The organism is Lentzea sp. NPDC004789, from assembly GCF_053601075.1.
Map to the genome: position 1 here is coordinate 1 of NZ_JBSGBE010000054.1, position 1,639 is coordinate 1,639.

The 1,639-nt window shown below is 51.9% G+C and carries 2 protein-coding genes; both read right to left on the bottom strand.

All coding sequences use genetic code 11. The features are described from left to right. On the bottom strand, positions 1–1,127 hold a 1,127-nt coding region (locus tag ACWEIJ_RS45980), incomplete at its 3' end, for a replicative DNA helicase (protein WP_449843620.1). Next, on the bottom strand, positions 1,127–1,639 hold a 513-nt coding region (locus tag ACWEIJ_RS45985), incomplete at its 5' end, for a hypothetical protein (RefSeq protein ID WP_449843621.1). The genes ACWEIJ_RS45985 and ACWEIJ_RS45980, both read right to left, overlap by 1 nt.

The window sequence follows — 1,639 nt, forward strand, 5'->3', positions numbered from 1 at the left end:
ATCACGTCTGCATCCTGCTCAATTGAGCTTGAGTCCTTCAGGTCTGCCATGCTTGGCCGTTTGTCTGCACGGTTTTCCGGGCCGCGGTTAAGCTGCGCCAAGAGAATTACGGGAACCTTACTACGCAGACAGAACTGCTTCAGCTTGCGCGTCATTTCGCCGATGGCGATGTCGTTGCGCTCTGCTTTTGGCTTTGTGATAAGTCCGAGGTAGTCGATGGCTAGGAAGCTTAATCCGCCGTCCATGTTCATCCGCTCTGCATGCGCGATTGCCGCATCAACAGTGAATGCTCCATCGATGACGTAGTTGTTTTCGTCCATTAGCGTGCCGGTAGCGCCGGTGAGCTTCGTGTATTGCTCTTGAATCATGTTCAACGGGTTGCGTAGCGTGCTGATAGATAATCCTGCGCGATCCGCGACATGACGCTCTACCACCTGCATGTCAGACATCTCCATCGACACCAACAAACCTTTACCCTTCTGCCGACCAATCGAGTTAGCAATGTTGATTGCCAGCTCCGTCTTGCCCATGCCAGGGCGGCCAGCGATGATGATTAAGTCTGTGCGGTCGAATCCGCCATACTCATCATCCAGCGGGTCGATTCCCGTTTTCAGGTACATCCCGGAATCAGCGCCCTGCATTCGCTTCTCAAGAACGTCCATGTAGTCAGGCAGCAAATCACCGATGCGGCGAGGAAGCTTGTCGTTGGTCTCGAATTGCACCTTTGACAGAACGCTAGCCACTTCTGCAGTTCGCTCGTTGATATCATGAGCACCTACGCTTTGCAGGATTGAGATTGCTTGCTGCAGGTCGCTAATTCCTTTGCGTATCATCCAGCATTGACGGACACGTTTTGCCCAGGCCCGGATGTTAGCTGCAGACTTGCATCGCGCCGCCACGCTCAATACTAAGTCCTTGCTTGAATCGGAAAGGCTATCTTGAACGGTGAACTGGTCGATTGGTTCGGCCTGATTCAGGAGGGTGACGATTACTTGATACATCTGGCGTAGGTGAAAATTTTCAAAGGCTTCTGCAGGTAACTTCCCGGCGACTTCCCGGCAGTCGATATGGTCGCCCTTGATCATCATTGAGCCGACCAACTGCTCTTCAAACTCGTAGCTTTCCATCAGTCCTCCCGGGAAAGAATTTCGTCAATCTTCTCTTTGCGAAGTGCGGTCTCAATGCCGTATCGCTTGCCTTCTGGATTGTCGCCACAAGCCCACTTCGTTGGCGTGTAGCCATGGGCGAGATAGCCATTCAGGAACGTGTTGATCTCTGTTGGCTGGCTGCCAATCTCCTTGCACTGCTTCAGGTAGGACTGCCAGAGGCGCTTCAATCCACTCTCGACTGTGGTCGATACATTGCGAATTTTTGGGAGCCCATGCTTATCGGCTTTGGAGTTCCAGGTGTCGCGCAGTCTTTCACGATCGAAAGCTGGCATTGCAGAGCGAGGATTTGTTCCTTTGGCTCGCGGATTGGTGCCCTTCTGCCGTGGGGTTAATTTTTCTTCCAAAGACAACCCCACTGCGTGGGTTTGGGTAGTGTTTCTTTCTTTCTTTTGAATAGTTTCTTTTGTGTTTAGCTGAGTTGGCGAATGCCCATTAGCTGAAGTAGCTAAACTTTTATTAGCCGACTTGGC